The following is a 21,523-nucleotide window of genomic DNA, read 5'->3' as shown; positions in this document are numbered from 1 at the left end:
GAGTGTTCGATGATCCGCCCGCACTGGCTCCTTCTCGGCCTTGCCGCCCTGCCGTTCGCAGAGTTTGCCGCCTTCTTCTGGGTCGCCGGCGCGATCGGCTTTGCCGGCGCTCTGTTTGCGATGATCGCCACCAGCGTGCTCGGCATCCTCATCCTGCGCGGCGGAGCGATCCGTCTGATCCGCACGCTTGCCGCCTCCGGAGGCGGGGTGGTGACGGTGTCGGACCGCGCCGCCCGCGACGGGCTGTTCACGGCGCTGGCCGGTCTCCTCTTCGCCATTCCCGGTTTCGTCACCGATGTCTTCGCGGTTGCGCTCCTCGTCCCGGTCGTCGTGTCTCGCCTGTCGGGCACGCCGCCCGCAGAGGCCGGTCGCCGGCCCGCCCCGCCCGGCGTCGTCGATCTCGACCCCGACGACTGGCGCGAGGAGCGAAACCGCCAGCCGCCGCGCCGGATCGACGGTCCGGAACGCCCCTGACCGGGGAAACCCGGCCCGTCCTTGCTCCATCAACCCCCGCGTGCTAGCGAGCCCGCGACAGACAGCCTCGTCCCAGCCTGCCTTCACAGGACCGCCCGCGGGCGGCGCGACCGGAGATCACACCATGACGCCCAATGGCGGAAAGCCGATGGATGCTGCCCCGCAGCTCAATGTGCTGGCCCAGTATATCCGGGACCTGTCCTTCGAGAACCCGAATGCGCCGCGCTCCCTGATGCCGCAGGAGGAGCAGCCGGCCATCGACATCCAGGTCAATGTCAACGCCAACCCGATGAGCGAGACCGATTTCCAGATCGAGCTCGCCGTCGAGGGCGACGCCAAGACCAAGGATCTCGTGCTGTTCAAGTTCGAGCTGGTCTATGGCGGCATCTTCCGCATCACCAACGTGCCGCAGGAGGCCGTCCACCCGATCGTGCTGATCGAGTGCCCCCGCCTGCTCTTCCCCTTCGCGCGCCAGATCATCGCCAACGCGACCCGCGATGGTGGTTTCCCGCCGCTCTATCTCGACCCGATCGACTTCTCCGTGCTGTATCGCGAGCGCATGGCCCAGCAGGCGCCGCAGCAGCCGGGCGGCTCGATCATCACCCAGTGATCGCCTGGCACATCCTGAATGCGACGAGCCGGGCCCTGCGCCCGGCTCTGTCGTTTCGGGGGCCGGCATGATCGCCGACCGCGCCGCCTTCATCCGCGCCAACACCCGGCTCCTGCCGGTTCCGCATGCGCCGGAGATAAGCCTCCACCTTGCCGACGAGGCCACGGCGCTCTGGCAGAGAACGGAGGAGGAGCTTGGCGCGATCGGCCTCGATCCGCCGTTCTGGGCCTTTGCCTGGGCCGGCGGCCAGGCGCTCGCCCGCTACATTCTCGACCATCCCGACACGGTTGCCGGGCGCCATGTCCTGGATGTCGCCACCGGCTCCGGCCTCGTCGCCATCGCCGCCGCGCGGGCCGGGGCCGCCAGCGTCCAGGCCGTCGATATCGACGGGTTCGCGGAAGCGGCCGTCGGCCTCAACGCGTCCGCCAATGCCGTGACCATCGCGGCCTCGACCGGCAATCCGGTCGGCACGGATGCCGGCTGGGAGGTGATCCTTGCCGGTGACATCTGCTACCAGCGCGACATGACCGAGGCCATGGTCGGCTGGCTGGCGCCGCTGGCGGCAGCCGGCCGGACGGTCCTGATCGGCGATCCCGGCCGCACCTACCTGCCGCGCGACCGGCTGGACCGCCTGGCCGAATACGAGGTTCCGGTGACGCGCGAACTCGAGGATTTCGAGATCAAGCGGACGGCCGTGTGGAGGCTTGTGCGCTAGCGCGGCGTCGCGTCTCGCCGGGGGAAACGTGCTGCAGTCCGGACGGCAATGCTGCGCCATGTCGCATTGCACACGAAAAAGTCCTTCAATTTGAATGCTTTCGCCATATAATGGCCATGTGGTCGGTTAGGGTGCGCTCCAGCAGAGGAGGTCGCAATGAACGTGACTGCAGAAGTTCGTCCGAGCGCCTTCGCCGCTCGTCCGTATCAGGTGGTGTTCAAGCACAACGATACCGTGTTCGCGGAATGGCCGGTGGCTTCCGTCAAGGCCGCCGAGCAGCGCATCGCCGAAACGCTCGCGGCCATTGCCGTGACCGAGACGGCCAGCCGGCAGATGCATCGCGCCAAGGCTCACATCGTCATGGGGTGAGACCGGCCGGATGCTCCCGGAAGTGCTTGACGCCCCGCCAGCAGGCGGGGCGTTTTGCGTTGGAGCGACCGGTCAGGCCGCCCGTGCCGGCGCATCCGCCAGCAGGGCGCCGAGGTCGAGCCGGCGCGTGACCATGGCGAGCGTTCCATCCGCGTTGACCGGCCACTCCGCCACCGGCCGGTCCCAGTAGAGTTCCACGCCATTGCCGTCCGGATCGGTCAGGTAGAGCGCCTCGCTGACGCCATGGTCGCTGGCGCCGTCGAGGGCGAGGCCGGCCTCGACGAGGCGGCGGAGCGCGTCAGCCAGAGCCGGCCGGTCGGGATACAGAAGGGCGACGTGGAACAGGCCGGTCGTGCCGGGAGGCGGCGGCGAGCCGCCGCGGCTCTCCCAGGTGTTGAGGCCGATATGGTGGTGATAGCCGCCGGCCGACAGGAACACCGCCTGGTCGCCGTAGCGCTGGGTGACCTGGAAGCCGAGCACGTCGCGATAGAAGCCGAGCGCACGGTCGAGGTCGGCGACCTTCAGGTGGACATGGCCGATCCGCGTGCCGGTAGCGACCGGCGGGTTTGGTGATTCGACGGGGACGATCCGGGCTTCGGTCATCGGGTGCTCCTGTTTCGGGCGGCGGACGGGCCGTCGCGTCTCCTGCCCAAGATGCGATCGCGCAGTCGGATTGGCGAGGCTGGCAAGCAGTGGCTTGCGCTTCTGCAAACTCAGCCTGCGGACGCGCCGACCCGCGACACGAGAATCTTGTCGATCCGTCGTCCGTCCAGGTCGAGCACCTCGAAACGCCAGCCGGCATGTTCAAAGCTCTCGCCGACGGACGGGATGCGCTCCATCTCCGACAGGACGAAACCGGCCAGGGTCTGGAACTCGGCCTCCGGATCGAGTCGCAGGCCAATCCGCGCGGCGAACTCATCGGCCGCCATCCAGCCAGCGACCAGCATGGACCCGTCTGCACGTTCGACCAGGGCCGGCTCCTGTGCGTCGTCCTGCTGGAGGGCACCGACGATCGCGCCCAGCACGTCATTGGCGGTCACGATGCCCTCGAAATGCCCGTACTCGTCGAAGACCAGCGTCATATGCACGCTGGAGGCCCGCAGCGTGCGCAGCACGTCGAGCGCGTCGGTGCGGTCCAGCACCACGGGCACCTGCTGGATCAGCCCTGACAGGTCCGGCCGGTCGGAGGAGGCGAAGGCATCCACCACGTCCTTGGCAAGGACGACACCGATAATGGAATCAGGGTCGCCGTCCTGGACCGGCAGGCGCGAACGACGGGTCGCGCGGGCCCGGTCGCGGATCATCTCCGGCGGATCGGACAGGTTGATGACCTCGACCTCCCGGCGCGGCGTCATCAGGGCGCTGGCAGACCGGTCGGCGAAGCGCATGACGCCGGTGATGATCTCGCTCTCGCCGGGTTCGAAGACGCCGGCCGTCTCGGCCTCGGCAATGATCGTCTTGACCTCCTCCTCGGTCACCCGCTCGCCGGTCGCGCCCCGCTGCCCAAGGAGCGCAAGCACCAGCTTGCCTGAATTGTCGAGCAGCCAGACCAGCGGCGAGGCGAGGCGAGACAGCAGCTTCATGGCCGGCGCGACCCGCGCCGCGATCCGCTCCGGATTGCGCAGGGCGATCTGCTTCGGCACCAGTTCGCCGACGATCAGCGACAGATAGGTGATGGCCACCACCACCGTGCCGACGCCGATCCACTCGGAAACGGCTGGCGACAGGCCGAACTCCTGGAGCGAACCGGACAGCCGCGTCCCCAGCGTGGCGCCCGAGAAGGCGCCCGACAGGATGCCGACGAGCGTGATGCCGATCTGGACCGTCGACAGGAACCGCCCGGGATTCTCGGCAAGGTCGAGGGCCGTCCGTGCCCCGGCGCTTCCCTGATCCGCGAGCATTCTCAGTCTGGCGGGCCGGGACGACACCACGGACAATTCCGACATGGCGAGAACGCCGTTGACCACGATCAGTGCGAGGAGAATGACGATCTCGATGAGCACGGGGGCTCCGTCTGTCGCGACAGCCGCAGCCCGTGGCGGAGCGCTTCTGCCCTCTCCATACAGGATCGGTGCCATATGTGGCGATGGACAGCCGCCCGCGACATGCCCGCTGCTTGACAGGCGCAGGTCCCCCGCCGACAACGCGGCTCCTGTCCGACAGCCAGAACGGGTCCGTGTCATGTCGCATGCCCAGCTTCAGTCCGTCATCGAGACGGCCTTCGAGAACCGCGCCGAGATCAGCGCCGCCACCCGCGGCGAGGTCCGCGAGGCGGTGGAGACGGCGCTGAACCTGCTCGATTCCGGCGAGGCGCGCGTCGCCTCGAAGGGCGCGGATGGCCAGTGGGTCGTCCATCAGTGGCTGAAGAAGGCGGTGCTGCTGTCGTTCCGCCTCAACGACATGACAACCATTGCCGGCGGCCCCGGCGGGTCGTCCTGGTGGGACAAGGTGCCGTCCAAGTTCGACGGCTGGGGTCCGGCCGAGTTCGGCAGGGCCGGTTTCCGCGCCGTGCCGAACTGCGTGGTGCGCCGCTCCGCCTATATCGCGAAGAACGTCGTGCTCATGCCGTCCTTCGTCAATCTCGGCGCCTATGTCGACGAGGGCACGATGGTGGACACCTGGGCCACCGTCGGCTCCTGCGCGCAGATCGGCAAGAATGTCCACCTGTCCGGCGGCGTCGGCATCGGCGGCGTGCTGGAGCCGATGCAGGCCGGCCCGACCATCATCGAGGACAATTGCTTCATCGGCGCCCGCTCGGAGGTCGTCGAGGGCGTCGTCGTCGGCGAGGGCTCGGTGATCGCCATGGGCGTGTTCATCTCCTCCTCGACCAAGGTCGTCGACCGCCAGACCGGCGAGATCCATGTCGGCCGGGTGCCGCCCTATTCGGTGGTCGTCTCCGGCAACCTGCCGGGCAAGCCGATGCCGGGCGAGACCTGGGGCCCCTCGACCTATTGCGCGGTGATCGTCAAGACGGTCGACGAGCGTACCCGCTCGAAGACCGGCATCAACGAACTCCTGCGCGACTGAGGCGCCCATGCCCGTCCGTCCAACATGAGCGCCAGGTCCCGATGACCCGGCCTGACTGGACAGACCGGGAGGTGCTGCTCGAGCCCGCCACCTGGGCGCATCTGTTCCTGAGCTTCGAGGGACGCATCCCGCGCCGTGGCTTCTGGGCCGGCGTCGCCGTGCTCAACCTGTTCGGCTACATCGCCAGCCGTCTGGCCTCGGACTTCCTCGGCCAGGCGGCAGTCGCGGTGGTGGCGCTCGCCTTCCTCTATCCGGCGCTGGCCCTGGCAGCCAAGCGCAGCCATGACCGCGGCCGTTCCGAGGCCTGGCTGCTGGTGTTCTTCGTGCCCGTCCTGGCCATCGGCCTTGCCCAGGTGGCAGGCTTGGGCGATCCGGTCGGCCCGCTCGGCACCCTGCTGTTCCTGCTCGGCCTGTGGGTGATCGCGGCGCTCATCCTGCTCGCCGTCGATCTTGGCCTCCTGGCCGGCGAGCCGGTCGCCAACCGCTATGGCGAACCCCCCGGCCAACCGGGGGAGGGGGGGCGCGGCATCGGGCGTTGACCGGCCCCTACCGGTCTTGCCACTGTCCCGCCGGGGGCGGCGCAGCAACAGGACGGCGCGATGGATCTGCAATATATCTTCCTGAACGGCGATGGACGCATCCACCGGCAGGACTTCTGGATCGGCCTCGTCATCCTGATCGTGGCCAACGTCGTCGGCGGCTTCGTTGCCGGCCTGATCGGCTGGATCATCGCCGGGGTCGTGGGCGGGGCGATCCTTTCCGGCCTCGTCGGCCTTGCTCTGGTCGTTCCCGCCTATTTCCTGCTGATCAAGCGTTCGAACGATCGCTGCCACCCGCAGACCTATGTCCAGGCGCTGGTCGCCATCAGCCTCGCCTACCAGCTCAAGAACATGGTCATTCCGGTGCAACTCGACTCCATCAGCCTGCTGTCGGTCCTCTTCACCCTGGCTGTCGGCCTTGCCGGCCTGTGGGCGCTGATCGACCTCGGCTTCATGCGCGGCACCGTCGGACCGAACACCTATGGCCCCGACCCGCTGGAAGCACCCGCCCGATGAGCACCGATCCGGTTGCGCTGGCGCGCGACCTCATCCGCTGTCCCTCCGTCACGCCAGCGGAAGGCGGGGCGCTGGACTTCCTTGAGCGCGTGCTGGGTGCCGCGGGCTTTGCGGTCGAGCGCGTCACCTTCTGCGAGCCCGGCACGCCGGACGTTGAAAACCTCTATGCGCGGATCGGCACCAGCGCGCCGCATCTGGTATTCGCCGGCCATACCGATGTCGTGCCGCCCGGCGACGAGGCAGCCTGGCGCTCGCCGCCCTTTGCCGCCAGCACCGAGGACGGCGTGATGACCGGCCGCGGCGCGGTCGACATGAAGGGCGGCATCGCCTGTTTCGTGGCTGCCGCGCTCGACCATCTTGCGGCGCATAGCGGCGAGCCGAAAGGCTCCATCGGCTTCCTCATCACCGGCGACGAGGAGGGACCCTCCGTCAACGGCACTGTGAAGCTGCTGGAATGGGCCCATGCGCGCGGCGAGCGCTTCGACCATTGCATCGTCGGCGAGCCAACCAACCGCTCGGCGCTCGGCGACATGGTCAAGATCGGCCGGCGCGGCTCGCTGTCCGCCACCGTGACGGTGGAGGGCCGGCAGGGCCATGTCGCCTATCCGCAGAAGGCGGCCAATCCGATCCCGCCGCTGCTGGCGATCCTCGCCCGGCTGACGGCAGAACCGCTCGATGCCGGCAACGCCCATTTCGACCCGTCGAACCTCGAGATCACCTCGGTCGATGTCGGCAATGCGGCGACCAACGTCATCCCGCAGACGGCGACCGCCCGCCTCAACATCCGATTCAACGACATGCACACGCTGGACGGGCTGAAGGCCTGGATCGAGGGCCTCGTGGCGCAGGCGGTGGCGCCCGGCATACGCCCGTCGGTTGCCTGGGCGCGCGGCAATTCGCAGAGCTTCATCACGAAGCCGGGGCCGTTCGTCGATCTGGTCGCCTCGGCCATTGCCGAGGTCGCCGGCCGGCGGCCCGAGCTCTCCACCTCGGGCGGCACCTCGGACGCACGCTTCATCAAGGACTATTGCCCGGTTATCGAGTTCGGCCTCGTCGGCGACACCATGCATCAGGTGGACGAGCGCGTTCCGGTCGCCGATCTGGTGACGCTCACCGCCATCTACCGGCGCATCATCGACCGCTATTTCGGCGGGTGAGGGATCAACGCTCCGGCCGCCCCGCCACCCATGACGGCCACCCGCCTCAGCCGTTCTGGCCGCGGTGCCTGAGAAAATGGTCGGCGATCACGCAGGCGACCATGGCCTCGCCCACCGGCACCGCCCGGATGCCGACGCAGGGATCGTGCCGGCCCCTGGTGAAGATGTCGGTCTCGGCCCCGTGCTTGTCGATGGTCAGCCGCGGGGTGAGGATCGAGGAGGTCGGCTTCACCGCAAAGCGCGCCACCACCGGCTGCCCGGTCGAGATGCCGCCCAGGATGCCGCCGGCATGGTTCGACAGGAACAGCGGCTTGCCGTCATTGCCCATGCGGATCTCGTCGGCATTCTCCTCACCTGAAAGCATCGCTGCGCCGAAGCCGGCACCGATCTCCACGCCCTTGACGGCATTGATGCCCATCAGCGCGGCGGCGATCTCCGCGTCCAGCTTGCCATAGACCGGCGCACCGAGGCCCGCCGGAACCCCTTCGGCCACCACCTCGATCACCGCGCCGATGGAGGAGCCGGACTTGCGGATGCCATCCAGATAGGTCTCGTAGAAGGCGGCTTTCTCCGTGTCCGGGCAGAAGAACGGGTTGTTGCCCACCTCGGCCCAGTCCCATTTCTCCCGGTCGATGGCGTGCGGCCCCATCTGGACCAGCGCGCCGCGCACGCTCAGCCCCGGCACGACCTTGCGGGCGATCGCGCCGGCTGCGACCCGCGCCGCCGTCTCGCGCGCCGAGGAGCGCCCGCCGCCGCGATAGTCGCGGATGCCGTATTTGGCCTCGTAGGTGAAATCGGCATGGCCCGGCCGGAACCGGTCCTTGATGTCGGAATAGTCCTTGGAGCGCTGGTCGGTGTTCTCGATGAGCAGCGCGATCGGCGTTCCGGTGGTCACCTGCACGCCCGCATCATCGACCATCACGCCGGACAGGATCTTCACCAGGTCGGCCTCGCGCCGCTGGGTCGTGAAGCGCGAGGTGCCGGGCCGGCGCCGGTCGAGATCGCCCTGGATATCGGCCTCGGTGAGCGGGATCAGCGGCGGGCAGCCGTCCACCACGCAGCCGAGCGCCACCCCGTGGCTTTCGCCGAAGGTGGTGACGCGGAAGAGGTGCCCGAACGTGTTGTGCGACATGGGGCGGGATTAGGCATCGCGCGTCGCGCGGTCAAGTTCGGGAAGGCGGGCGCGACGGTTCAGCCGGTGAGCGGCCCGTAGGTCGCGCCCGCCGGCGGGGCGATGCTCTCCGGCACGAAGAAGTCCGGCGCCAGCGCCTTGGTCGGGTCCATGCGGTAGCGGTCGAAATCGGTAACGCCCTCGCCGGCGAGGAACGTGTCGTCGATCAGGAAATGGCCGGTGAAGCTCGACGGCTTGACGAAGATCGCATGGGCCGCGTCCGCGATGATCTCCGGCGACCGGCTCATGGCCATCAGGTTGTCGCCGCCGAGCAGGTTCCTGATCGCCGATGTGGCGATCGTCGTGCGCGGCCACAGCGCATTGACCCCGACCGTGCCCTTCAACTCGCCCGACAGGCCGAGCACCACCATGCTCATGCCGAACTTGGCCATGGAATAGCCGGTCGAGCCGGCGAACCAGCGCACATTCATGTCGAGCGGCGGGGACAGCGCGAGGATGTGCGGATTGCGCCCGGCGGCAGCGCTCGCCTTCAGCAGCGGGATGGCATGTTTGGAGACAAGGTAGGTGCCGCGCGCATTGACCTGGTGCATCAGGTCGAGACGCTTCATGTCCAGCTTCTCGACCGGCGACAGGTTGATGGCGGACGCATTGTTGACGACGATGTCGAGGCCGCCGAAGCGCTCGACCGTCTTCGCCATGGCGTCGGCGACGCTCTCTTCCTCGCGCACGTCGACCATCAGCGGCAGGGCCTTGCCGCCCGCCGCCTCGATCTCGGCTGCCGCCGAATGGATGGTGCCCGGAAGCTTCGGATGCGGCGTCTCGGTCTTGGCCGCGACGACCACATTGGCGCCGTCACGCGCGGCCCTGAGCGCGATGGCAAGCCCGATGCCGCGCGAGGCACCGGTGATGAACAGGGTCTTGTCCTTCAGGCTCATGGTCGTCTCCTTGTGGTTGTCACCCTGCTCGACCCACATACGTCCTTCGAGGCTCGCCCGTTCCGGGCGAGCCTCGAAGGACGTATGTCCAATGTGCAAGGCGCGGAGCGGGTCCGCCCCGCGCCTTGCCGTTATTTCCGCGTCATGAAGGCCATGAAGGCGGCCCGCGCCTCGTCGCCCTTCAGCAGTTCGGCGAACAGCGCGCCCTCCTCGTCCATGCGCGCGCGGATTTCCTCGGCGCCCTTGCGGATCAGCCGGCGGGTATGGGCGAGCGCGATGGGAGGCTTGGCGGCAAGCCTTGCGGCGGCGGCCAGCGCCTTCGCCTCGATCTCGCCGGGATCGAGAACGGCATTGACCAGCCCGATCTCCTCGGCCTCCTTCGCGCCGAAGGCCTCCGCGAGCATGAGGTACTCGGTCGCCTTCTTGAGGCCCGCCAAGCGCGGGAAGGTCAGCGACGAACCTGCCTCCGGCACCAGCCCCAGATCGACGAAGGGCATGCGGAACATCGCATTGGGGCTGGCATAGGCGAGGTCCATGTGCAGCACCATGGTGGTGCCGATGCCGATGGCGAGCCCGTCCACGGCGGCGATCATCGGCACCTCGACGGTCGCCAGCGCCTTGATGAAGTCGCCGGCCGGCGAGGTGCTCTGCCCGCCCGCCGAGCGCTGCATGAAATCGGCGATGTCGTTGCCGGAGGTGAACACGCCCGGCGAGCCGGCAAAGACCACGGCGCGTGTGCCGTCCGCCGCCGCGTTTTCGATGACGGCGCGCATGGTGTCGTACATGGCCCCCGTCAGGGCGTTCTTCTTGTCGGGGCGGTTCATGCGGACGAGCGCCACCCCGTTGTCCTGGCGGGTGACGGTGACATGGCCTGTGGTGACATTGTCCTGCATGGCGTGACGGTCCTGGCTCAGCTGGCAAGCGGGAAGTCGAGGCCGCGGACCGAGGCTCCGCCGCCGGTGATGGTAGCGGCAAGGCCGGGCGCGGCGGTGGCAAGGTTCTCGGCGAAGAAGCGGGCAAGGCCGACAGCCTCCGCTCGCGCAGCCTCGCCGGCCCCGTTGGCACGGGCGGCAAGGGCCTTGGCGGCAAGGCCGGTGCCGCCGAGGGCCAGGCCGAACAGGCGCGCATAGGGCGTGGCGCCGGCCAGGGCCTCCTCGGCATCCGAGCCGAGAGCGGCGAGCAGATGCCGGGTCGCGGTTTCCAGCGCATCCACCGCCTCGCCGAGGCGGGCGGCGGTCGTGCCGAAATCCTCCGCGTTGGAGCCTGCGACCTGCGCCACCGTCTCGCGCATGGCGGCGATCTCGGCCGCCACCACGCCGCCGCCGTCGAGGCCGATCTTGCGGGTGACGAGGTCGATGGCCTGGATGCCGTTGGTGCCCTCGTAGATGGCGTAGATGCGCGCGTCGCGCATGTGCTGGGCCGCCCCGGTCTCCTCCACGAAGCCCATGCCGCCATGAACCTGCACGCCGAGGGATGCGACCTCGTTGCCGATATCGGTTGCGAAAGCCTTGGCGACCGGGGTCAGCAGCGAGGCGCGGGCATGCCCCGCCTTGCGCTCCGCCTCGCTCCGGCCGAGATGGGCGCGGTCGAGGGCGGCGGCGAGCCGGTAGCAGATCGACCGGGCCGCGCGCGTCGAGGCGCGCATGGTGGCGAGCATGCGCTTCACGTCCGGATGGTGGATGATCGGGCTCATGCCCTCGCCGGCAAAGCCCGCCGCCTTGCCCTGCCGGCGCTCGGCCGCATAGGCAATCGCCTGCTGGGTCGCGCGTTCGGCGACAGCGACGCCCTGCAGCGCCACCGCGAGGCGGGCATTGTTCATCATCGTGAACATGGCCATCAGGCCGCGGTTTTCCTCGCCGACCAGCCAGCCGACCGCCCCGCCTTTGTCGCCATAGACCATCGTGCAGGTCGGCGAGGCATGGACGCCGAGCTTGTGCTCGATGGAATGGCAGCGCACGTCGTTGCGCTCCCCCAGCGAGCCGTCCGCATTCACCAGCACCTTGGGCACGATGAACAGGGAGATGCCCTTGGTGCCGGCCGGGGCGTCGGGCAGGCGCGCGAGAACGAGGTGGATGATGTTGTCGGTCAGGTCGTGCTCGCCATAGGTGATGAAGATCTTCGACCCGGTGATGCGGTAGGTGCCGTCCCCGGCGCGCACCGCCTTTGTGCGCAGGCCGGCAAGGTCCGAACCGGCCGACGGCTCGGTCAGGTTCATCGTGCCGGTCCACTCGCCCGAGATCATCTTCGGCAGGTAGGTCGCCTTCAGGTCTTCCGAGGCATGGGCGGCGATCGCCTCGATCGCGCCCTGGGTGAGCAGGGGCCCGAGGCCGAAGGCACCGGAGGCCGCGTTCCACATTTCGAGGCACGCGGAATTGATCACGCAGGGCAGGCCCTGCCCGCCGAAATCGGGCGAGGCCATCAGCCCGTTCCAGCCGGCCGCGCACCAGTCGTCATAGGCCGCCTTCCAGCCCGGCGGCATGGTGACCTGCCCGTCGCGGAACGGCGTGCCGTGGCGGTCGCCGGGCATGTTGAGCGGGGCGATGCGCTCGCCCGCGAACTTTCCGGCCTCTTCCAGGATCGCCTGAACGTCGTCGAGGCCGAGATCGCCGTAGAGGCCGTCGGCGAGCGCCGCCTCCAGTCCGGCGGAATGTTTCAGGGCGGCGATCATGTCGGCGACGGGCGCGCGATAGGTCATGGCAATCCTCCGGTCGTCGGGATGTGATAGGTCCCGCGCGCCGCCCCGACAAGGAGACCGGAAGGATGATCGCGCCGGACCCATCGTGCAACAGCACGACAGGCGGCGGGCCATCGGCCGATGGGGGGAGGGTGGTGTGAGGGCTCGCACAGGGCTGGTGCCGGTGGTGAATTTCCACGACCGCCATGCTAAGCGGCCGGCCATGTCACCGCGCCGCGCCACCCGCCGCCTTGCCGCCGACCTGCACGGCCTTGCCGAGGCCGGACGCCTGCTGCGCGAGGGTGGCCTCGTCGCCTTCCCGACCGAGACGGTCTATGGCCTCGGCGCCGACGCGACCGACGGCCGGGCCGTGGCCGGCATCTACGAAGCCAAGGGACGGCCGAGCTTCAACCCGCTGATCGCCCATGTCGCGGAGCCGGACGAGGCCCGCGGCCTCGGGCAGTTCGACGCCGCCGCCGATGCGCTCTCCCGCGCCTTCTGGCCGGGGCCGCTGACGCTTGTCGTGCCCATGGCGGCGGGCGCCGGCATCTCCGACCTTGCCCGCGCCGGCCTCGACACGATCGGCCTGCGCGTGCCGTCCCATGCGCTGGCCCGGACCATCCTCAAGGCGGCCGGCCGGCCGGTCGCGGCGCCCTCGGCCAACCGGTCCGGCCATGTCAGCCCGACGACGGCCGCCCATGTCCTGGCCGATCTCGACGGCCGGATCGACGCGGTGGTGGAGGGCGGAGCCGCCGATGTCGGCGTGGAATCGACCATCATCGCCTGCCTCGGCGGCGATCCGGTGCTGCTGCGGCCCGGAGGCCTTGCGCGCGAGGCGGCGGAGGCCGTGATCGGCCGGCCGCTGGCGGCGTCCTCTAGTGAGACGACCATCGCGCCGGGCATGCTCGCCTCCCACTACGCGCCGAATGCCGCCATCCGGCTGGATGCGCGCGACGTGGCCGCGAACGAGGCGCTGCTCGCCTTCGGACCCGACGTGCCGGCCGGCGCGGCAACCGTCCTCAACCTGTCGCCCTCGGGCGATCTTTCCGAAGCCGCCGCCAACCTGTTCGGCCACCTGCGCGCGCTCGATGCCTCGGGGGCCGCGCGCATCGCGGTCATGCCGATCCCGAAGCGGGGCCTTGGCGAGGCCATCCGCGACCGGCTCGCCCGCGCCGCCGCGCCGCGGGGATGATGGAAAACCGGCCTGTTTGGAGAATCGACGGCAGGCCATCCTGACAGCCAGGATATACGGCGGAGTGGCGATGGATACAGTCTTCACGGGAGCCTGGTCGGGGGTCAGCTGCACGCGCTCGACCATCGAGTCGCTGCTGTTGGTCGTGGGGGTTCTCCTCGGTATTCTGCTGCTCCTCGGTGGCATGGCCTGGATGATCGTGCGCCGCACGCAGCAGACCGCGACACCCCTGCGGGCGATGGTCCTGATCCTCGGCGGCACTGGCGCGGTGTCGCTCGCCATCGGCCTCTACGTCGTCTTCCTCGACGGGCCGGTCTATCGCCACATCGCGTTCGGCAATGGCGTTCTGGTCTTCGAGGGCTGTTCGGGCTTCCGGCACGTGCGCGAGGAATTCGCCCTCGCCGACCTTGAGGGCGTCCACTACCGGTCCCGCTGGACCGGCGGCCGAAGCCCTCGCCTGGTCGACGAGGTCGTGGTGGAGACCCGCGACCGCGGCGTGTTCCTCATTCCCCTCAACCGTGACCCCGCGATCACCCACCACGCGGCGCTGAAGCGCCTGCTGCCAGCCCGGGTGGTCGACGACTATGTCGCCGCGCTGCGTGGCCGGGGCCTCGCGCCGCCGCCGCCGCTCGCCGGACCCTAGCGGGTGAAGTCCGCGACCAGTTCCACATGCGCCGACCAGCGGAACTGATCCACCGGCGTCAGGGTGCCGGGCTTCCAGCCGCCGGCCGCAAGGATCGTCGCATCGCGGGCGAAGGTGGCGGGATTGCAGGACACGGCGACGATGCGGCCGATATCGGCCTTCGCCAGCAGCTTTGCCTGGGCCTCGGCCCCGGCCCGCGGCGGGTCGAACACCACCGCGTCGAGGCCCTTCAGTTCGGCCGCAAGCAGGGGCCGGCGGAACAGGTCGCGCGCCTCCGCGCGGATCGGCTTGAGACCGGAGGCCGTGCGCGTCGCGGCGGCCAGTGCGGCAATGGCCGGTGCGTCGGCATCGATGGCCAGAACCCGCGCCTGTCGCGCCAGCCTCAGCGCGAAGGGACCGACGCCGCAGAACAGGTCCGCGACCGCCTTCGCCTTGCCCACGGCGCCGAGAACGAGCCGGGCGAGCGTCGTCTCGCCGGCTTCCGTCGCCTGCAGGAAAGCGCCGGGCGGCAGCGGCACGGCGAGACCGTCGACCAGCACCACCGGCTGCTCGCGCTGCATGACCAGGCTTCCGTGATTGGTCAGCCGGGCAAGGCCGGCCGCGCCCGCGGCCTCGATGAGGCGAAGCCGCTCGCGTTCGGAGAGACGGCCCGCCCCGCGCAGGTCCATGTCGAGGCCCTGCGCGGCGGCGGTCACCTGAAGGTCGAGCGGCTTGGCCACACCCTCGAGGGTGGTCGCGATGCGGCGCGCGGCGGCCAGCGCCCCGCCAAGGCCGGGCGCCAGCAGCGGGCAGGCGTCGATGGCAATGATCGCGTGGCTGCGCGCGGCGGCAAAGCCAACGGTCGGGCGCGGTCCGTCGCCCCGGCGGGCATGGAAGGCCACGCGGCGGCGGCCCTCGCCATGGGCGTCGATGGTCGGCGCGATGTCCGCGACGAGGCCGTGCTGGCGCAGGGCGGCAGCAACGAGGTCGCGCTTCCAGTCGAGATAGGGCGCGCGTGCCCAGTGCTGCAGCGCGCAGCCGCCGCAGGTGCCGAAATGCGGGCAGGGTGGCGCGACGCGGTCTGGGCTGGGGCTGACGATGCGGACGGGCGCCGCGCGCTCGGCTTCGCCCTCAACCTCCACCACTTCGCCGGGCAGGGTGAAGGGCACGAAGCGGCCCTCCGCGACCCCGTCGCCGCGATGGCCGACATGGGAGATGGTGAGGCAGGTGGTCATCGGCGCTCCGGCGCGTGGCACGGCCGTACCCCGTGCATCAGATATTCCCGGTTCCCGTCACCGCCGGCGACAGGGCTGTCGATGACGCCGCCGACGCGCCAGCCGAGCCGTTCGGCCTCCGCGCGGATGGCGGCAACCGCCGCATCGCGGGCGGCACCATCGCTCACAACGCCGTTCTTGCCGACATGCGCACGCCCCACCTCGAATTGCGGCTTCACCAGCGCGATCAGCTCGGCATCCGCCGCAAGGAGCGCCGAAACCGCTGGCAGCACCAGCTTCAGCGAGATGAAGCTGACATCGACCACGGCAAGGTCCGGCACGTCAGGCAGGCCGGCGGTCGAGAGCTTGCGAATATCCGTGCCCTCCATCAGCGTCACGCGCGGATCGCCGCGCAGCGAGGCATGGAACTGGTCGCGGCCGGTATCGACCGCGACAACGTGCCGGGCGCCCCCGGTCAGCAGAACATGGGTGAAGCCGCCGGTCGACGAGCCGACATCGAGGCACACCCGCCCGCCCGGCCGCACCTGAAACGCCTCCAGCGCCCGCGCCAGCTTCATCCCGCCGCGCGAGACCCAGGGATGGGGTGCCTGCGCGACGATCCCGGCAGTCGATGAAATCTCTTCCGAGGCCTTGCGAACGGGCTTGCCGTCCGCGGCCACCAGGCCCGCCGAAATCGCGGCCTGGGCCCTGGCGCGGCTGTCGAAGATCCCGCGCTCGACGAGCAGGATGTCGGCGCGGCGCCGGCCTGCCTTCAAGCCCTGAGCGCGCCGGTCGCGACCGGCACGGCCTCCCGCCCCAGCGCCTCGAACACCTTCGCCACGATCCCCTTCGCGTCGAGCCCCGCGCGGGCATACATGGCTTCCGGCTTGTCGTGATCCAGGAAGGCGTCCGGCAGCACCATGGGCCTGACGCGGCAGGCGCCGTCGAGCAGGCCGCGCTCGGCCAGCGCATGCAGGACGAAGGAGCCGAACCCGCCGATGGAGCCTTCCTCGATGGTGATCAGCACCTCGTGCTCGCGCGCCAGCCGGGTGACGAGGTCGATATCGAGCGGCTTGGCGAAGCGGGCATCGGCAACGGTCGTCGACAGGCCGAGCGCGCCGAGGTCCTCGGCCGCCTTCACGCATTCGGCCAGCCGCGTGCCGAGCGACAGGAGGGCGATGCGCGTGCCCTCGCGCACGATCCGCCCCTTGCCGATGGCGAGCGGCACGCCCTGTTCGGGCAGTTCGACGCCGACGCCCTCGCCGCGCGGATAGCGGAAGGCGATGGGCCCTGCGTCATGGGCGGCGGCGGTTGCCACCATGTGGACGAGTTCGGCCTCGTCGGCGGCCGCCATGATGGTCATGCCCGGCAGGCAGCCGAGATAGGCAACGTCGAACGAACCGGCATGGGTCGCCCCGTCGGCACCGACAAGGCCGGCGCGGTCGATGGGGAAGCGCACCGGCAGGCCCTGGATCGCCACGTCGTGGACGACCTGGTCATAGGCGCGCTGGAGGAAGGTGGAATAGATGGCGCAGAACGGCTTGTAGCCCTCCGTTGCCAGGCCAGCCGCAAACGTGACCGCATGTTGTTCGGCAATGCCGACATCGAAGGTTCGCGCGGGAAAGGCCGCCTCGAACAGGTCGATGCCGGTGCCGGACGGCATGGCGGCGGTGATGGCGACGACGCGGTCGTCCTTCGCGGCCTCCTTGATCAGGCTCTCGCCGAACACCTTCGTATAGCTCGGCGCATTGGCCTTGGCCTTGACCTGCGCGCCGGTGACCACGTCGAACTTCGCCACGGCGTGCAGCTTGTCGGCGGTCTCCTCGGCCGGGCCGTAGCCCTTGCCCTTCTGGGTGACGACATGGACGAGGATCGGCCCGAAATCGGCATCCCGGACATTCTTCAGCACGGGCAGGAGGTGGTCGAGATTGTGCCCGTCGATGGGGCCGACATAGTAGAAGCCGAGCTCCTCGAACAGCGTGCCGCCGGTGACGAAGCCGCGGGCATGTTCCACCGCGCGGGTCACCGTCCGGTCGATGGTCTTGCCGAGGCGCCTGGTCAGCTGCTTTCCGATGTCGCGCAGCTTCAGGTAGGTCTTCCCCGAGGCGAGCCGGGCCAGATAGGCCGACATGGCGCCCACCGGCGGGGCGATCGACATGTCGTTGTCGTTGAGGATGACGATCAGCTTCTCGTGCCGCGCGCCGGCATTGTTCATCGCCTCGTAGGCCATGCCGGCGCTCATGGCGCCGTCGCCGATCACCGCGATGACGTGGTTCTTCGCGCCCGACAGGTCGCGCGCCACCGCCATGCCGAGCCCGGCCGAGATCGAGGTGGAGGAATGGGCCGCGCCGAACGGATCGTATTCGCTCTCCGCCCTGCGGGTGAAGCCGGACAGGCCGCCGCCCTGGCGCAGCGTGCGGATGCGGTCGCGACGGCCGGTCAGGATCTTGTGCGGATAGGCCTGGTGGCCGACGTCCCAGATGATGCGGTCGGCGGGCGTGTCGAAGACATGGTGGAGGGCGGCGGTCAGTTCCACCACGCCAAGGCCGGCGCCGAGATGCCCTCCGGTCACCGAAACCGCCGCGATGGTTTCCGCGCGCAGTTCGTCCGCCACCTGCCTCAGGCTGGTCTCTGGAAGCTTGCGGAGGTCAGAGGGGACACGGATCGTGTCGAGAAGGGGCGTCGCAGGGCGTTCTGTCACGTCTGTCACCGGCAGGATGCGGCGCGGACGGGGGCGCGGCACCTCGGGTTGAGGGTTACACCACCGGACAGGGCCGGCGCAACGCGGCTGTCACAGGGCGGCCATATGGCGCAGGGAAGGCCTGCGGCGGAGACGGTTGCGAATGGTGTGCCGCCAATTGTATTCATTTCATTGAATATGAATGACGGAGCAGCCCCATGCCCAAATCCTATCCTGAGATCACCCGCGACCTGTCGGCGGGCCTGCGCGACCTGCGCAAGGAGGCAGGCGAGACCATGGCCGGATTCTCGACCCTGACGCAGGCCGCCATGAAGGATGGCGCCGTGTCGAAGAAGACCAAGGAGTTCATCGCGCTGGCACTGGGCGTCGCCGCCCGCTGCGACGGCTGCCTCGGCTACCATGCCGAGGCGCTCGTCAAGCTCGGCGCCACCCGCCAGGAGGTGGCCGAGGTGCTCGGCGTCGCCATCCAGATGGGCGGCGGCCCCTCGCTCATGTATGCCGCCGACGCCTATACGGCCTTCCTGCAGTTCGAGGAGAAGGCGAAGGGCTGACTCATCATTCCGGCAGCGGAATGAACTCCTCCTCGTCGCCCGGCACGGTGTCGAAGCGCTTCTGCTTCCAGTCTTCCTTGGCCTGGTCGAGCCGCTCCTTCGAGGACGACACGAAGTTCCACCAGATGTGGCGGGGGCCGTCCATGGTCGCCCCGCCGCACAGGATGAGGCGCGCGGGCTGAAGAGCCGAGAGCGAGATGCGGTCGCCGGGCCTCAGCACCAGCAACTGGCCCTCGCGGAACGTGTCGCCCTGCACGTCGATCTCGCCCGAGACGACGTAGAGACAGCGCTCCTCCGCCTCCGGGTCCACCGGCAGCTTCGCGCCCGCCTCCAGCACGATATCGGCATAGATGGTCGGCCAGTGCTGGGTCGTCGGGGAGGTCGCGCCGTAGAGCTGTCCCATCACCACGCGGATGGTCTTGCCCTCGCCCTGGACCACCGGAAGCGCCGCCTCGTCGATATGTTCGAAGCCGGGCGTCGTCTCCTCGTGATGCTTCGGCAGCGCCACCCAGCTCTGGATGCCGTGCAGCGCATGGCCCTTCGCCTTGAGCGCCGGGTCGGTGCGTTCCGAATGGACGATGCCCCGGCCGGCGGTCATCAGGTTGACCTCGCCGGGCCGCACCGGCCTGTAGGTGCCGAGCGAATCCCTGTGCTGGATCTCGCCCTCGAACAGATAGGTGACCGTGGACAGCCCGATATGCGGGTGCGGGCGCACGTCGATGCCGCCTCCGTCCTTGAACTCGGCCGGACCCATATGGTCGAAGAAGATGAACGGGCCGACCATGCGGCGCTTCGCGAAGGGCAGGGCGCGGCGCACGGTGAAGCCGCCGATGTCGTGGGTGCGCGGCACGATCAGCATCTCGATGGCGTCGCAGGTGAACGCGTCGCCAGGGGCCGGATCGGGGGTCGGGGCGAAAGACATGGCGGGCTCCTCGGGGCTGGAGATGAAGGACCAAGCCTAGCCGAGGATGGGGGGAAGGGCGACCGGCGCCAGTGCTGGCCGATCTTGCGCCGGTGCAAGGAAGGCGCATTGCCACTATCCCCGTCGCGCCGGGGAGCGGCGAGGGCAGGGAAGAGGCGAGGGCATGGGATCCGGCCCGACCAGGCCGGACCCCTCCTGCCCCGGTATCGGTCAGACGTTGCGGGTGGCGCCACCGTCGACCCGGATCTTCGACCCGGTGATGTAGCCGGCCTGCTCCGAGCAGAGGAAGGCGGCGGTGGCGCCGAATTCGGCGGCAGTGCCGAGCCGGGCGGCCGGAATGGTGGCGATCGAGGCGGTCTGGATCTCCTCCATGGACTTGCCCGAGCGCTGCGCATTGGCCTCGTCGAGTTCCTTGATCCGGTCGGTCGCGATCCGGCCGGGCAGGATCATGTTCACCGTCACGCCGTCCTTGGCGACCTCGGTGGACAAGGTCTTGGACCAGCCGACGATCGACGAGCGCAGCGCGTTCGACAGTGCGAGATTCGGGATCGGCTGCTCGACGCCGGAGGAGGCCACCGTCAGGACGCGGCCCCACTTGCGCGCGCGCATACCCGGCAGGACCTTCGCCGTGATGGCGAAGACCGGCTCGACCATGGTCTTGAAATACTTGACCCATTCGTCCGCGGCCACTTCCACGGCAGGCTTGGCCGGCGGGCCGCCGGTGTTGTTCACCAGGATGTCGATGCGCCCGAGCGTCTTCTCGGCCAGCGCCACGATCTCCTCCACGGCTCCTGCCGCGCCGAGATCGGCGGCGATGCCATAGGCCTTGCCCTTGCCCCGCGCGGTGATCGCCTCGGCATTGGCCTTGATCCGGTCGGCGGTGCGGCCGACCAGCATCACGGTCACCCCTTCGGCGGCCAGCGCCTCGGCAATGCCGAGGCCAAGGCCACGGCTTGAGGCGAGAACGAGGGCGGTCTTGTCGGCGAGGCCGAGATCCATGGCTGTCTCCTGAAATTGGGGCCGAGAGCCAAGCCCGAACCGGCGGCGAAGGCAAGAGGACCGTGGGCGGGACAGATCAGCGCGAGCGCGACGGGCGTCCGCTGCGAGAGAAAACACCGCGTGGCAAGTCGCGGCAGGCGCGCGCCTTCAGCGCGGCGGGTGGCACCGAGCCTAGTTCCGCTCCCACCGCTCGCGCCACATGCGCTCGCCGATCAGGCAGTCGACCTTCTCGCTCTGCACCGGGGTGACGGCAGGCTCGCCGGCGGTGTCGAAGGCAGGCAGGATGCCGGCAACCTCGAGGATCAGCTTGCGCCGCGTGGCCGGAATGAACTGGCTCTCGTCCTTGATCGGGATGACGAAGGAGCCGCGGCCGCCCACCACGCAGTCCTGGTAATAGGCGTCGAGATTGTCGATGTCGGCCTGCCGGCGCATCGGCCGCGGCAGCATGATCGGCAGGCCGTTGATGGTGATGCCCTTGGCCAGCACGGCGTCGCGCGCCGGCTCGATGAGCTGCCCGTGATTGTTGGCGCCGTCCCCCGACACGTCGATCACCCGGCGCATGGACCGCAGGCCCGAGGTCTCGATCAGGTCGGTGCTGAAGGTCAGGGCGCCGGAAATGGAGGTGCGGAAGCCGCGGCGGATCGGCTTGGCTGCGATCTCGGCGGCAAAAGCGCGGGCACTGGCCAGGCTGTCGATGATGCGCCAGCCGACCACCACCTGCTGGTCATGCGTGCCGGCCCATTCGACATAGGTCATGGCCACCTTGCCGACGAGGCCGCGCCCGATGGCGTCGATCACTTCCTGGGAGACGACGGCCTGCAGGTAGCCCTCGCGCTGCAGCTTCTGCTCCTCCGGGTCCATCGAATAGGAGATGTCGACGGCGAGGACGAGCTGGAGATCCACCTCTGTCGGCTGCGGCCGGCTCTGGGTGGTCACCGCCGCTGTTGAGGCGACCAGAAGGGAGGCGGCAAGAAGCACTGCTCGGATCATGACGGTCCCCGACACCACAGGCCTTGATGCCAAGCCTGACACAGCACCTGCCGGCGTCAATCGGCCGGGCGCCCGGGTCGCGGTCAAGGCGGTCGGTCATTCATCACGATCGCGTGCGCCGCCTTTGTTGCATCCGGCCTGCCGCCGGTGGTTGAATGCACACGGGAGAACCGCGCGGGCCCCT

The 21,523-nt window shown here is 69.4% G+C and carries 23 protein-coding genes; 11 read left to right on the top strand and 12 right to left on the bottom strand.

From position 1 onward, the window contains the following. Positions 1 to 9 precede the first annotated feature (9 nt). From ACTIFS_RS07550 to ACTIFS_RS07535, 4 genes are all read left to right on the top strand, one after another. Positions 10 to 474, top strand: coding sequence for an FxsA family protein (locus ACTIFS_RS07550; RefSeq protein ID WP_439573443.1), 465 nt, complete (start codon positions 10 to 12; stop codon positions 472 to 474). 124 nt (positions 475 to 598) lie between these two features. Further along, positions 599 to 1,084 (top strand): protein-export chaperone SecB, encoded by a 486-nt coding sequence (gene secB, locus ACTIFS_RS07545; RefSeq protein ID WP_439573442.1) that lies wholly within the window; start codon positions 599 to 601, stop codon positions 1,082 to 1,084. Positions 1,085 to 1,151: 67 nt separating this feature from the next. Further along, positions 1,152 to 1,799: a class I SAM-dependent methyltransferase gene (locus ACTIFS_RS07540; protein WP_439573441.1), complete on the top strand. Its 648-nt coding sequence runs from the start codon at positions 1,152 to 1,154 to the stop codon at positions 1,797 to 1,799. Positions 1,800 to 1,955: 156 nt separating this feature from the next. Next, positions 1,956 to 2,168 (top strand): hypothetical protein, encoded by a 213-nt coding sequence (locus ACTIFS_RS07535; RefSeq protein WP_439573440.1) that lies wholly within the window; start codon positions 1,956 to 1,958, stop codon positions 2,166 to 2,168. 72 nt (positions 2,169 to 2,240) lie between these two features. Here the strand turns inward: ACTIFS_RS07535 and ACTIFS_RS07530 are convergent, their stop codons facing one another. Together ACTIFS_RS07530 and ACTIFS_RS07525 are read right to left on the bottom strand one after the other, a co-directional pair. Then, positions 2,241 to 2,771, bottom strand: coding sequence for a VOC family protein (locus ACTIFS_RS07530; RefSeq protein WP_439573439.1), 531 nt, complete (start codon positions 2,769 to 2,771; stop codon positions 2,241 to 2,243). 110 nt (positions 2,772 to 2,881) lie between these two features. Next, positions 2,882 to 4,171 (bottom strand): hemolysin family protein, encoded by a 1,290-nt coding sequence (locus tag ACTIFS_RS07525; protein ID WP_439573438.1) that lies wholly within the window; start codon positions 4,169 to 4,171, stop codon positions 2,882 to 2,884. Between the two features lie 178 nt (positions 4,172 to 4,349). Here ACTIFS_RS07525 and dapD point away from each other — a divergent pair, with 178 nt between their 5' ends. The 4 genes from dapD to dapE are packed head-to-tail and all read left to right on the top strand — an operon-like array spanning position 4,350 to position 7,407. Further along, the gene (gene dapD, locus ACTIFS_RS07520) at positions 4,350 to 5,195 is read left to right on the top strand and encodes a 2,3,4,5-tetrahydropyridine-2,6-dicarboxylate N-succinyltransferase (protein ID WP_439573437.1); all 846 of its coding nucleotides are present in this window, start codon (positions 4,350 to 4,352) and stop codon (positions 5,193 to 5,195) included. Between the two features lie 41 nt (positions 5,196 to 5,236). Then, positions 5,237 to 5,734: a DUF805 domain-containing protein gene (locus tag ACTIFS_RS07515; RefSeq protein WP_439573436.1), complete on the top strand. Its 498-nt coding sequence runs from the start codon at positions 5,237 to 5,239 to the stop codon at positions 5,732 to 5,734. 60 nt (positions 5,735 to 5,794) lie between these two features. Next, positions 5,795 to 6,250, top strand: a complete 456-nt coding sequence (locus ACTIFS_RS07510; RefSeq protein ID WP_439573435.1) for a DUF805 domain-containing protein — start codon at positions 5,795 to 5,797, stop codon at positions 6,248 to 6,250. Continuing rightward, positions 6,247 to 7,407, top strand: coding sequence for a succinyl-diaminopimelate desuccinylase (dapE, locus tag ACTIFS_RS07505; protein ID WP_439573434.1), 1,161 nt, complete (start codon positions 6,247 to 6,249; stop codon positions 7,405 to 7,407). Before ACTIFS_RS07510 ends, dapE begins: the two co-directional genes overlap by 4 nt. A 46-nt stretch (positions 7,408 to 7,453) precedes the next feature. Here dapE and aroC read toward each other — a convergent pair whose 3' ends face one another. From aroC to ACTIFS_RS07485, 4 genes are all read right to left on the bottom strand, one after another. Beyond that, the gene (gene aroC / locus ACTIFS_RS07500) at positions 7,454 to 8,539 is read right to left on the bottom strand and encodes a chorismate synthase (RefSeq protein WP_439573433.1); all 1,086 of its coding nucleotides are present in this window, start codon (positions 8,537 to 8,539) and stop codon (positions 7,454 to 7,456) included. Between the two features lie 59 nt (positions 8,540 to 8,598). Further along, positions 8,599 to 9,474 carry an SDR family oxidoreductase gene (locus ACTIFS_RS07495; protein ID WP_439573432.1) on the bottom strand — a complete coding sequence of 292 codons (876 nt, stop codon included), beginning with the start codon at positions 9,472 to 9,474 and terminating at the stop codon, positions 8,599 to 8,601. Positions 9,475 to 9,605: 131 nt separating this feature from the next. Continuing rightward, positions 9,606 to 10,367, bottom strand: coding sequence for an enoyl-CoA hydratase-related protein (locus tag ACTIFS_RS07490; RefSeq protein ID WP_439573431.1), 762 nt, complete (start codon positions 10,365 to 10,367; stop codon positions 9,606 to 9,608). Positions 10,368 to 10,384: 17 nt separating this feature from the next. After that, positions 10,385 to 12,169 (bottom strand): acyl-CoA dehydrogenase, encoded by a 1,785-nt coding sequence (locus ACTIFS_RS07485; protein ID WP_439573430.1) that lies wholly within the window; start codon positions 12,167 to 12,169, stop codon positions 10,385 to 10,387. A gap of 202 nt (positions 12,170 to 12,371) precedes the next feature. On the opposite strand from ACTIFS_RS07485, the gene ACTIFS_RS07480 reads away from it, so the two are divergent. Both ACTIFS_RS07480 and ACTIFS_RS07475 read left to right on the top strand, forming a co-directional pair. Then, positions 12,372 to 13,340 (top strand): L-threonylcarbamoyladenylate synthase, encoded by a 969-nt coding sequence (locus tag ACTIFS_RS07480; protein WP_439573531.1) that lies wholly within the window; start codon positions 12,372 to 12,374, stop codon positions 13,338 to 13,340. Positions 13,341 to 13,404: 64 nt separating this feature from the next. After that, positions 13,405 to 13,983, top strand: coding sequence for a hypothetical protein (locus ACTIFS_RS07475; protein WP_439573429.1), 579 nt, complete (start codon positions 13,405 to 13,407; stop codon positions 13,981 to 13,983). Here ACTIFS_RS07475 and ACTIFS_RS07470 read toward each other — a convergent pair. From ACTIFS_RS07470 to dxs, 3 genes are read right to left on the bottom strand one after another with little or no spacing between them, the layout of a single operon-like run. Next, a complete protein-coding gene (locus tag ACTIFS_RS07470; RefSeq protein ID WP_439573428.1) occupies positions 13,980 to 15,197 on the bottom strand; it encodes a class I SAM-dependent RNA methyltransferase in 1,218 nt (405 codons plus the stop codon). The genes ACTIFS_RS07475 and ACTIFS_RS07470 overlap by 4 nt on opposite strands. Further along, positions 15,194 to 15,952 (bottom strand): TlyA family RNA methyltransferase, encoded by a 759-nt coding sequence (locus ACTIFS_RS07465; protein ID WP_439573427.1) that lies wholly within the window; start codon positions 15,950 to 15,952, stop codon positions 15,194 to 15,196. The genes ACTIFS_RS07470 and ACTIFS_RS07465 overlap by 4 nt, the downstream gene beginning before the upstream one ends. Continuing rightward, entirely contained in the window at positions 15,949 to 17,877 is a 1,929-nt protein-coding gene (dxs, locus tag ACTIFS_RS07460) for a 1-deoxy-D-xylulose-5-phosphate synthase (RefSeq protein WP_439573426.1), read from the bottom strand. Before dxs ends, ACTIFS_RS07465 begins: the two co-directional genes overlap by 4 nt. Positions 17,878 to 18,074: 197 nt before the next feature. Here dxs and ACTIFS_RS07455 point away from each other — a divergent pair, with 197 nt between their 5' ends. Then, a complete protein-coding gene (locus tag ACTIFS_RS07455; protein WP_439573425.1) occupies positions 18,075 to 18,428 on the top strand; it encodes a carboxymuconolactone decarboxylase family protein in 354 nt (117 codons plus the stop codon). Positions 18,429 to 18,432: 4 nt separating this feature from the next. Here ACTIFS_RS07455 and ACTIFS_RS07450 read toward each other — a convergent pair whose 3' ends face one another. The 3 genes from ACTIFS_RS07450 to ACTIFS_RS07440 all read right to left on the bottom strand — a co-directional run bounded on the left by ACTIFS_RS07450 (position 18,433) and on the right by ACTIFS_RS07440 (position 21,339). Beyond that, entirely contained in the window at positions 18,433 to 19,350 is a 918-nt protein-coding gene (locus ACTIFS_RS07450) for a pirin family protein (RefSeq protein WP_439573424.1), read from the bottom strand. Positions 19,351 to 19,560: 210 nt separating this feature from the next. Next, positions 19,561 to 20,349 (bottom strand): SDR family oxidoreductase, encoded by a 789-nt coding sequence (locus ACTIFS_RS07445; RefSeq protein ID WP_439573423.1) that lies wholly within the window; start codon positions 20,347 to 20,349, stop codon positions 19,561 to 19,563. Positions 20,350 to 20,520: 171 nt separating this feature from the next. Next, positions 20,521 to 21,339 carry a DUF1194 domain-containing protein gene (locus ACTIFS_RS07440; RefSeq protein WP_439573422.1) on the bottom strand — a complete coding sequence of 273 codons (819 nt, stop codon included), beginning with the start codon at positions 21,337 to 21,339 and terminating at the stop codon, positions 20,521 to 20,523. Between the last annotated feature and the right edge of the window lie 184 nt (positions 21,340 to 21,523).

The organism is Phreatobacter sp. (assembly GCF_051860605.1).
GTDB lineage: Bacteria > Pseudomonadota > Alphaproteobacteria > Rhizobiales > Phreatobacteraceae > Phreatobacter.
The sequence above is the reverse complement of the archived record's forward strand: the minus strand, read 5'-3'. Positions and strand labels throughout refer to the sequence as shown.

Bases quoted from the DNA above. Each gene is read 5' to 3' on its own strand.
- ACTIFS_RS07470 (WP_439573428.1), bottom strand. From the start codon at position 15,197: ATGACCACCTGCCTCACCATCTCCCATGTCGGCCATCGCGGCGACGGG.
- dapD (WP_439573437.1), top strand. From the start codon at position 4,350: ATGTCGCATGCCCAGCTTCAGTCCGTCATCGAGACGGCCTTCGAGAAC.
- dapE (WP_439573434.1), top strand. From the start codon at position 6,247: ATGAGCACCGATCCGGTTGCGCTGGCGCGCGACCTCATCCGCTGTCCC.
- ACTIFS_RS07495 (WP_439573432.1), bottom strand. From the start codon at position 9,474: ATGAGCCTGAAGGACAAGACCCTGTTCATCACCGGTGCCTCGCGCGGC.
- ACTIFS_RS07440 (WP_439573422.1), bottom strand. From the start codon at position 21,339: ATGATCCGAGCAGTGCTTCTTGCCGCCTCCCTTCTGGTCGCCTCAACA.
- ACTIFS_RS07550 (WP_439573443.1), top strand. From the start codon at position 10: ATGATCCGCCCGCACTGGCTCCTTCTCGGCCTTGCCGCCCTGCCGTTC.
- ACTIFS_RS07530 (WP_439573439.1), bottom strand. From the start codon at position 2,771: ATGACCGAAGCCCGGATCGTCCCCGTCGAATCACCAAACCCGCCGGTC.
- ACTIFS_RS07540 (WP_439573441.1), top strand. From the start codon at position 1,152: ATGATCGCCGACCGCGCCGCCTTCATCCGCGCCAACACCCGGCTCCTG.
- secB (WP_439573442.1), top strand. From the start codon at position 599: ATGACGCCCAATGGCGGAAAGCCGATGGATGCTGCCCCGCAGCTCAAT.
- ACTIFS_RS07515 (WP_439573436.1), top strand. From the start codon at position 5,237: ATGACCCGGCCTGACTGGACAGACCGGGAGGTGCTGCTCGAGCCCGCC.
- ACTIFS_RS07490 (WP_439573431.1), bottom strand. From the start codon at position 10,367: ATGCAGGACAATGTCACCACAGGCCATGTCACCGTCACCCGCCAGGAC.
- aroC (WP_439573433.1), bottom strand. From the start codon at position 8,539: ATGTCGCACAACACGTTCGGGCACCTCTTCCGCGTCACCACCTTCGGC.
- ACTIFS_RS07445 (WP_439573423.1), bottom strand. From the start codon at position 20,349: ATGGATCTCGGCCTCGCCGACAAGACCGCCCTCGTTCTCGCCTCAAGC.
- ACTIFS_RS07455 (WP_439573425.1), top strand. From the start codon at position 18,075: ATGCCCAAATCCTATCCTGAGATCACCCGCGACCTGTCGGCGGGCCTG.
- ACTIFS_RS07450 (WP_439573424.1), bottom strand. From the start codon at position 19,350: ATGTCTTTCGCCCCGACCCCCGATCCGGCCCCTGGCGACGCGTTCACC.
- ACTIFS_RS07510 (WP_439573435.1), top strand. From the start codon at position 5,795: ATGGATCTGCAATATATCTTCCTGAACGGCGATGGACGCATCCACCGG.
- ACTIFS_RS07485 (WP_439573430.1), bottom strand. From the start codon at position 12,169: ATGACCTATCGCGCGCCCGTCGCCGACATGATCGCCGCCCTGAAACAT.
- ACTIFS_RS07480 (WP_439573531.1), top strand. From the start codon at position 12,372: ATGTCACCGCGCCGCGCCACCCGCCGCCTTGCCGCCGACCTGCACGGC.
- ACTIFS_RS07535 (WP_439573440.1), top strand. From the start codon at position 1,956: ATGAACGTGACTGCAGAAGTTCGTCCGAGCGCCTTCGCCGCTCGTCCG.